Origin of the sequence: Solibacillus silvestris (assembly GCF_051967575.1) — a bacterium.
Classification (GTDB): Bacteria; Bacillota; Bacilli; order Bacillales_A; family Planococcaceae; genus Solibacillus; species Solibacillus silvestris_B.
The window spans coordinates 37287-46304 of record NZ_JBQCJW010000028.1 but is presented as its reverse complement, the minus strand read 5'-3'; the positions used below and the strand labels follow the sequence as shown (position 1 = coordinate 46304).

7 protein-coding genes and 1 other annotated feature are annotated in these 9018 nt (G+C 40.7%); of the genes, 3 read left to right on the top strand and 4 right to left on the bottom strand.

The genetic code is table 11. The features are described 5' to 3' along the window. Window positions 1-330: 330 nt before the first annotated feature. Window positions 331-1428 carry a 3-phosphoserine/phosphohydroxythreonine transaminase gene (gene serC, locus ACTHOQ_RS14885; RefSeq protein WP_440496935.1) on the top strand — a complete coding sequence of 366 codons (1098 nt, stop codon included), beginning with the start codon at window positions 331-333 and terminating at the stop codon, window positions 1426-1428. A gap of 44 nt (window positions 1429-1472) precedes the next feature. Here the strand turns inward: serC and yhaM are convergent, their stop codons facing one another. Next, window positions 1473-2408: a 3'-5' exoribonuclease YhaM gene (yhaM, locus tag ACTHOQ_RS14880; RefSeq protein WP_440496934.1), complete on the bottom strand. Its 936-nt coding sequence runs from the start codon at window positions 2406-2408 to the stop codon at window positions 1473-1475. Between the two features lie 196 nt (window positions 2409-2604). Between yhaM and ACTHOQ_RS14875 the strand changes: the two genes are divergently transcribed. Next, window positions 2605-2790, top strand: coding sequence for a YhzD family protein (locus tag ACTHOQ_RS14875; RefSeq protein ID WP_440496933.1), 186 nt, complete (start codon window positions 2605-2607; stop codon window positions 2788-2790). Window positions 2791-2841: 51 nt separating this feature from the next. Here ACTHOQ_RS14875 and ACTHOQ_RS14870 read toward each other — a convergent pair whose 3' ends face one another. The 3 genes from ACTHOQ_RS14870 to ACTHOQ_RS14860 form a co-directional block, all read right to left on the bottom strand. After that, window positions 2842-4011: a hypothetical protein gene (locus ACTHOQ_RS14870; protein ID WP_440496932.1), complete on the bottom strand. Its 1170-nt coding sequence runs from the start codon at window positions 4009-4011 to the stop codon at window positions 2842-2844. A 131-nt stretch (window positions 4012-4142) separates the two neighbouring features. Beyond that, window positions 4143-4925, bottom strand: a complete 783-nt coding sequence (locus ACTHOQ_RS14865) for an enoyl-CoA hydratase (RefSeq protein ID WP_440496931.1) — start codon at window positions 4923-4925, stop codon at window positions 4143-4145. Window positions 4926-4985: 60 nt separating this feature from the next. Further along, window positions 4986-6632, bottom strand: coding sequence for an FAD-binding dehydrogenase (locus tag ACTHOQ_RS14860; protein WP_440496930.1), 1647 nt, complete (start codon window positions 6630-6632; stop codon window positions 4986-4988). A gap of 376 nt (window positions 6633-7008) precedes the next feature. Next, window positions 7009-7255: a binding site (T-box leader), on the top strand. Between the two features lie 116 nt (window positions 7256-7371). Here ACTHOQ_RS14860 and serA point away from each other — a divergent pair. Beyond that, a complete protein-coding gene (gene serA, locus ACTHOQ_RS14855; RefSeq protein ID WP_440496929.1) occupies window positions 7372-8994 on the top strand; it encodes a phosphoglycerate dehydrogenase in 1623 nt (540 codons plus the stop codon). Window positions 8995-9018: the final 24 nt, after the last annotated feature.

The following is a 9018-nucleotide window of genomic DNA, read 5'->3' as shown; positions in this document are numbered from 1 at the left end:
TTCGTCTCGACCTCCGTGTATTTTACTTAATCATATCACGTTAGCTCGGTACGACATCTATCCTAACAGAGGGGGATAGTCGAACTGTATTCGCATAATTAAGAATATTCCTCTATCCATTTTCTATAATTTCCCGATAATATACTCCACTCAAATATATTAAAACACGAACATTCAAATATCATTTAATACAAAAATCCGTAAATTTGTCGCTAATTCTTCTCTTTTATGTTTTCCCAAAAAATAATTCCGCGAATTTTCACATTTTTACAGAAAAAGAGTATATTATCAATCTATAAATTATTTTAATTGACACAAGGAGTGTTTCCGTTGAAAGTAACTACAAAACGCGCATTTAACTTTAATGCTGGTCCATCAGCATTACCGCTTGAGGTTTTGGAAAAAGCACAGGCAGAATTGGTAGATTTTAAAGGGACAGGCATGTCGGTGATGGAATTAAGTCATCGTAGTGCTACATTTGAAGAGGTTCATAACGAAGCTATCGCACGTTTACGCAAGCTGTATAATATTCCTGAAAACTACGAAGTGCTCTTTTTGCAAGGCGGAGCAAGCTTGCAATTTTCCATGATTCCGATGAATTTCTTAAAAGAAGGGCAAAAAGCGAGCTATATTCAAACAGGGGCTTGGTCGGAAAAAGCATTTGAAGAAGCATTATTATTTGGTGCACCTGTTGAAGCTGCCAGCACAAAGGAAAACAACTATAAGAATATCCCTGCACTTCCGGAAATTCAAATTGATGTGGAAGCTGCTTATATGCATTTAACATCAAACAATACAATTTTCGGTACACAGTGGAAAGTATTTCCTGAAACAGGAGAGATTCCATTAATTGCCGATATGTCATCAGATATTTTATCGAAGAAAATAGACGTTTCGAATTTTGCGATGATCTATGCGGGAGCGCAGAAAAATTTAGGTCCTTCAGGTGTGACAGTCGTTATCATTCGCAAAGACTTCATGGAAAAGGCAAACAGCAATGTCCCAACAATGTTGAAATATGCTACACATTCAAAAAACAATTCTTTATACAACACACCTCCTACTTTTGGAATTTATATGCTAGGGGAAGTTTTAAGATGGGTAGAAGCGCAAGGCGGATTGGAAGCAATAGAAAAACGCAATGAGGAAAAGGCGAAATATATTTACGATGCCATCGATCATTCAGACGGCTTTTACTATGGACACGCAACGGAAGATTCACGCTCATTGATGAATATTACATTCCGGGTTGCCAATGAAGAGCTTGAGAAGAAGTTTTTGGCAGAAGCAAAAGAAGCAGGTTTCGTTGGTCTGAACGGTCACCGCTCTGTAGGAGGTTGCCGTGCTTCCACATACAATGCCGTACCGATGGAAACATGCAAGGCGCTTGCTGACTTCATGGTGAAATTCCAGCAGCATAATCAATAGCAATGAAAATAAGCATGAGCCGCCTAGATGACTCATGCTTATTTTTAAATTGTCGGCTTATAAAATGAGCGGTTATCCAATGGGAATAGACGCTCTGTAAATTCGCCGGGCTTTGTTTTATCGAGGGCGCGTGTAAGCATATTCATCTTTGCATCAATATTGTCGATATAATGCAAAATTTCCGCTTCTTGAATCATAGGCTTTTTCGGGCTTCCCCATTCCTCTTTTCCATGATGCGACAACACTAAATGCTGCAGCAGCATCACTTCTTCTCCATCAATTTTCAATTCATTGGCAGCTTGGCCAATTTCGTTGACCATAATGGAAATATGTCCGAGCAAATTGCCTTCCACAGTATACATTGTACCGACAGGACCGCTTAACTCGATCACTTTCCCAATATCATGCAAAATGACGCCAGCATACAATAAATCGCGGTTTAATGTAGGATACAGATCACAAATGGCATCGCTTAATTTCAACATTGACACGACATGATCGATTAAGCCTGAAGCATAGTCATGATGATTTTTTGTCGCAGCAGGGAAAATGATTAAACGTTCTTGATATTTCTTCACGAGGAAGCGTGTAATACGTGAAATATTCGGATTTTGTATTTGGAAGAAATATTGATTTAATTCTTCAAATAATTGTTCTTTCGGCACAGCAGATGTCGGCAATAAATCGCTTATTTGAACACCTTCTTCTTCACGTGCTGGTCGGATTTGTTTGACGCGCAGCTGGTTTTTTCCACGATAATCGTGAATCTCTCCACCAACCTTCACAATCACTTGCGCACGATACAAGTTTTCATGTTCTTCATTTGTATCCCAAAGCTTTGCCTCAATATCGCCACTTCGATCTTGCAGGATGAGTGACATAAATGGCTTACCGACAGTCGTTACTCCTTTTTTAGCTTCTTTAATCAACAAATATTGATCTACTTGGTCACCAGGTTGGAGTTTTGTAATTCCATTCACAAGCAATCGCCCCTTTATAACTCTATTACAATTTATTGTAACATGTATATGCATTACTTATCGATCAAAAGACTAAATACCTGTTCATGAACATGCCATAAATTTCAAATATTTCTGCAATAATGGAGTTTGCTTCGTGAATTATCGGAAAATTTCTTGTATAATTAAATTATCTTGCTTATAAAGGGTGGTTTAAATGGAGAATTATCGTTTTACTGCATTTGAAAAAACGGGGGAAACTTTATTCGATGAAGTATGGTCTTTTGCAAACGATGACGCTGCAAAAATCGAAGGCCAAAAGCAAATCGAAGAAAAAGGCATTGCTGAAAAAACGCATCGATTAGTAAACGCATCTGGCAAACTAATTTTATTCCACGTGTAAATTAACCGTACATAAATTTGAAGGTGTCCTGAAATTCAGGGCACCTTTTATTTATGTTAAACGCTCTATTGTTTTATAAAGTTCCACGTTGGTCGGCACTTGCAAATACATACGCAGACGGACAATGCGACTTAACTCCTTTTCAATCATTGCTTTTGCATATGCGACACGGTCCTCTGCTGCATACATATTGCGCAGCTCCTCCTGCATATTATGCATTTCGTTAAAATCGTGCAAAACTTGCTGGAGTTCCTTTTCATTTAATAAATACTGTTCCACTAAAATCGCAAGCTCGCCGTTAAAAATCTCCAGCATTTTCAAGGAGTCATCTTTAATAAATAAATCTAGCACCTTTTTTACTATTTTCGTCGTCAATACACTCCCTAAAATCAACCCGATTATCCCGCCGATCAAGCTGATGACTGTTGTGCTTACATTCGGAATTGTAAAGCCTATCCCCCCGCCGACAATTAAACCGATAAGACTGCCCGCTACACTTGCTGCCGTCTTTGATATATTTTTAAACAGCTGCCCCGGAGACATTTGCCCTTTAATCGTTCGAACAATATCAACACTCGACATGACTCCTGTAACGATGGCTCCTGTGACAACATTGGCGTTTAATAGGATAACCGCTTTTTTTGCAGCAGCCGAACTGTACATCGCCTTTTTTGTAGCAGAGCTTGCCATTTTCTTCACAACAGCTTTCGCACCATTTTTCTTGACCGCACTAATGACGCCTACATCCAGCTGAATATGGTCGACAACATTTACACGGTGTATTTGTTCCTCGATTATCTCCTCTGCAAAGGATTCACCTACTACAGAAAGACCTGTGAATACAGCATTTTCAATCGCTTCTCCACGTTCTGCGCCATTCCACTTGCTTTGGGCAAAAGAAATCGCAGTACTCATGCCGATTGCCTCTTCCATAAAATCTATGCGGCCCGTCTCATCCATTATTAAATGACGGATATTCCCCGCCTCTGTAATATGGCGTACTTGTTCATATGTGAAAGCACCTTGTTTTATAAACTCGCTATTACCGAAATGGGCATGCACTTTCTCAAACTGCTCAAAAGGCACTTCCAAATAATTGATTTGCTGTTGAGAGAGCTGTTTCAACTCTGCTTCACACATTGCAATCGTTTCGGATGTATTTGGACAATATATGTTATGCAATAGTTGTCGCCCTTTTTTTGATAGCCTATTTTGTTCCACGAAGCTACCTCCATTTTTAGTCTTTCACTATCATATAAGCATTCTGGATTGTTGTACAGCAATTATTTTAAAGAACAATAAAAAGGAGGCGCGAATGGTCATTCACAAGCACGCCTCCTTCTCCTATGCAGTTATTTCCCTTCAAATTGCGGCATGCGTTTTTCGACAAATGCTTGTATGCCTTCTAAATGATCCTTTGTTTGCCGCATCTTCACTTGACCTTTAGACTCGCCTTGCAAAATCTGCTCAAGCTGCTGCAAATTGGCCGAATGCAAAATTTGCTTTGTTTCTATCATCGCCGAAATTGGAGATGCAAGCAGCTTTCCAACAAGCTGATCAACTGTTACTAATGCAGCGCCATCTGGAACATTATAATCGATCAAGCCTAATGCCAATGCTTCTTCGCCGTTCAAAACTTTTCCTTCCCAAATCATTTGCTTTGCTTTAGCCGTGCCGAGGCGCTCTTTCATAAAGAAGTGTCCTGCTCCGTCTGGTATTAAGCCGATTCCGATAAAATTCATCGCCAATTTACTCGATTGTTCTGCGACAATGATGTCACTGCCTAAAGCTAAGCTGAACCCTAAACCGGCTGAAGCTCCATGAATTTGTGCGATCGTGATCATCGGTAGTGTGTAGTAAGCTTTCACCAATCGCGATATATCGCCCATAATTGCTCCAAAATCCGAAAACTCATCTGAGGAGACCATCATCTTCACATCTCCGCCAGCAGAAAATACTTTGCCCTCTCCTTTTATAATGAGAATTTGGACATCCTCTTCGTTATGTAGCGCTTCAAAGCAATCCGCCAATTCCCGCATCATCGTAAAGTCCATGGCATTCATCGCATTCGGACGATTTAATGTTAGTGTCGCTTTTCGTTCTGCAATTTCCAATTTGATTGTTTCATAGTTCAATTTTATACACCCCTTATAAATGAATATTCATTCATTTCGACATACAATGATTAAAGTCCTTTATTTGCTTAAATATTTTCCAACTTGTAACCCGGTAAATAAGCAGCCCCCTACAAATGTGCCTTCCAATGAGCGATAGCCGTGAATGCCTCCGCCTCCAAATCCGCTTACTTCCCCGGCAGCAAAAAGCCCTGTGACTGGTTGACCATCGTCATTTAACACTTGCCCATTTAAATTCGTCTGCAGCCCGCCCAATGTTTTTCGCGTCAAAATATTTAAGCGCACTGCTATTAAAGGACCTGCAGACGGGTCTAAAATTTTATGAGGCTTTGCTGCACGAATCAATTTGTCTCCTATATAATTTCTCGCACCGTGCAAAGCCGTAATTTGCGCATCTTTTGAAAATACATTTTCAATTTCACGATCACGCGCCAAAATCTGCTCTTTAATATGCATGAAGTCGAGCAAGTCACTCCCGGAAAGCCTGTTCATTCCTTCCACTAATTCCTTTAAGCTATGTGCAATGACAAAATCTTCTCCATTGTCTTTAAAGGCTTGCACTGCAGCTGGCGGTCCTGGCAAAACACGTTTTAGCACGTCTTTTATACTTTTATTCGTCAAATCCGGATTTTGTTCTGAGCCTGATAATGCAAATTCCTTTTCAATAATTTTTTCCGTTAAAATAAACCAGGAATAATCATGGCCAGTCTTTTGAATTGCTTCTAGTGTGCTTAACGTATCGAATCCCGGAAAATTCGGTGCTATGAATCGATTTCCCAATGCATCAAACCACATCGATGACGGTCCCGGCAAAATTCGAATCCCGTGATTTTCCCAAATCGGATCCCAGTTTTTTAATCCTTCAGTATAGTGCCACATACGATCGCGGTTGACGATACGCCCGCCTGCTCGTTCTGTAATTTCCAGCATTTTTCCGTCTACATATGCCGGAACCCCAGCAACCATGTTTTTCGGGGGCGCACCTAGTCTTGATGGCCAATTTTTCTTTACAAGATCTATGTTTGCCCCAATCCCACCGCTCGCTACAATTACTGCATCTGCTGTATATTCGAATGTTCCGACTGCTTCCCTTGAGCTTTTCTCACCACGGCGAATGATGCTATTTTCTAAAATATTGCCGCAAATGCCTGTGATCGCATTATTTGCAACAATCAGTTCTGTCACTTGATGACGGGGCAAATAGTCAATTTGCCCATTTTCGGACGCTTGCAGCACTTTCTTGGCGAAAGGTTCCACTAATGCAGGACCTGTTCCCCACACAATATGAAAGCGCGGGACCGAGTTGCCATGCCCCCCCGCCAATGAACCGCCCCGCTCCGCCCAGCCGACTACCGGAAAAAATTTAATGCCATGCTTTTTTAGCCAGTTATATTTTTCCCCAGCAGCAAAATCGACATATGCTTTGGCCCATTCATATGCCCAGTAATCCTCGTCCTCTAAACGGTCAAAATTTGCAGAACCGCGCCAATCTTGCCAAGCAAGCTCTTTATTATCTTTAATTCCTAACCTTCTTTGTTCCGGAGAATCGACTAAAAACAGTCCCCCGAATGACCAGAACGCTTGACCACCGATTGAATTTGCCGGTTCCTGATCGACAAGCAGCACCTTCTTTTTCGCATCGATAAGCTGGCAAGCCGCTGTTAGTCCAGCCAACCCTGCACCGATAACGATTACATCATATTGCATATTCCACTCCCCCTTATATGTACATATGTATTACAATTTCGTTTTATTTTTAATTTCCCCTTCTATTTTTTTCCTTGCCTTAATACCGGGGAATTACTGTTTGTGACAAAATTATGTCAATTTAGGGGAATTCCATTTTCCAGTATAGTATTCAGCGATTGAGATTTCTGTAAATTCAATTAAATCGCATTACCTCAACATCGTTAGCGCTTACATACAATCTCCTATACACGAACGTTTTCATGAGAAATATAATATATAGTTCGTTTAAAGCCTTCCAAATATGAATTAAGCAAAATTTTTTTTAATTAGTAATGAAAATTGCGTTGACAAAGGTGAACAATCAAGTTTATGATGTTATCAAATTTAATCACGACAAACTATAAGGATAGAGACATGCTGTTTAGTTTCGTATAGCAAAGAGAGCTGGTGGTTGGTGTGAACCAGTATATACGCTAAATAAGTTCCACTCTTGAATAGAGTAGCCGAAAATCTAAAGTAAGCTATTCCGTCACATGCACGTTACGCATATGGATAAGGTTGAACATATTTTTCCCGAAAAAATATGTCAACGAAAAAGGGTGGTACCGCGATTTGTTAAATTAATGCCTTTCGCCCCTTACGTTTTACGTAAGGGACGGAAGGCTTTTTATTATGTATTGGCGGATGCCAAAGATTTTTTCAGCAAATTGCCCCGAGAAAAAGCAAAAAAAGTGAAATAAAGGGAGAGAATTTTACTATGACAACAGAAGTTATCGAAAAAGCGACAAAAACTATTAACGTATTTATTGCAGATCCATTAAGTGATGACGGTATTTTCCCGTTGCGTCAAGAAAAAGAATTGGATTTAAATATTGTTGTTGAGACAGGCTTGGCTCCTGAAGAATTAATGGCGAAAATTAAAGATGTCGATGTATTGCTTGTCCGTTCTCAGACGACTGTCACACGCGAAGTAATTGAAGCAGCCAAAAACTTGAAGTTAATCGGACGTGCCGGAGTAGGCGTTGATAATATCGACTTAAACGCCGCAACCGAACACGGCATTATCGTAGTAAACGCGCCAGACGGAAACACGAACTCTGCTGCCGAGCATACAATTGCGATGATGACTTCACTCGCTCGTTTTATCCCGCAAGCTTTCAACACATTGAAAAATGGAAAGTGGGACCGCAAATCTTATGTTGGTGTCGAGCTAAAAAACAAAACATTAGGTGTTATCGGTATGGGACGAATCGGTGTTGAAGTAGCTTATCGGGCAAAAGGCCAGCGCATGAATGTTATCGCATATGATCCATTTTTAACTGAAGAACGCGCAAAAGAGCTAGGAGTAAAAAAAGGGACGGTTGACGAAGTATGTGCCGAAGCTGACTTCATTACAGTCCATACACCACTATTGCCTGAAACACGCAACATCATCAACAAGGAACGTTTTGCCCTTATGAAAGAAGGCGTTCGCATTATTAACTGCGCGCGCGGCGGTATTATTAACGAGGACGATCTATATGAGGCGATCGTTGATGGCAAAGTTGCAGGCGCGGCGCTTGATGTATTCGTGCAGGAACCGGCAACCGATCATAAATTGCTGACATTGCCGCAAGTCATTGCAACACCCCACTTAGGCGCATCTACAGTTGAAGCCCAGGAATCTGTTGCAGTTGACGTATCAAACGATATTATTAAATTTTTTAAAACGGGAACAGTAACAAATCCCGTGAATATGCCATCAATTCCGAAAGAGAAACTGGCACAGGTGGAGCCATTCTTCGCTTTGGCAGAAAAGCTTGGCAAATTCCTTATTCAAGTAACCGAAGAAAGCATTCAGCAATTAAATATTTCTTATGCTGGTGAAGTGGCAAATTTCGATGTGCGTCCATTAACGGCAAATGCGATTAAAGGTTTACTATCTACAAACCACGGCTCTCACGTAAATGATGTGAACGCGCGTTATTTGGCAGAGCGCATTGGAATGCAAATCAACGAGCATAAAACAACAACTGCAAAAGGCTTCACAAACTTAATTACAGTTGAAATCGTAACCGAAACGGAAAAGCATACAGTAGCCGGCACATTATTAAATGGTCTTGGTGCCCGTATCGTGAAAGTGGAAGGCTTTGTAGTCGATGTCATCCCGGCTGGCAACCTTCTATACATTAAAAACCAGGACAAACCAGGTTCCATCGGTCGCGTAGCTACTAAATTGGCGGAAAAAGACATTAACATCGCGACAATGCAAGTAGGCCGTGATCAAGTTGGCGGCTCTGCCGTTATGATGCTGGCAGTGGATAATGAAGTGACGACCGAAGATTTGATTTACGTAGCGCAGCTTGAAAATATTGATGAAGTGAAAGCTATTACTCTATAACTTTTTCTGACACTGGTGAATGGG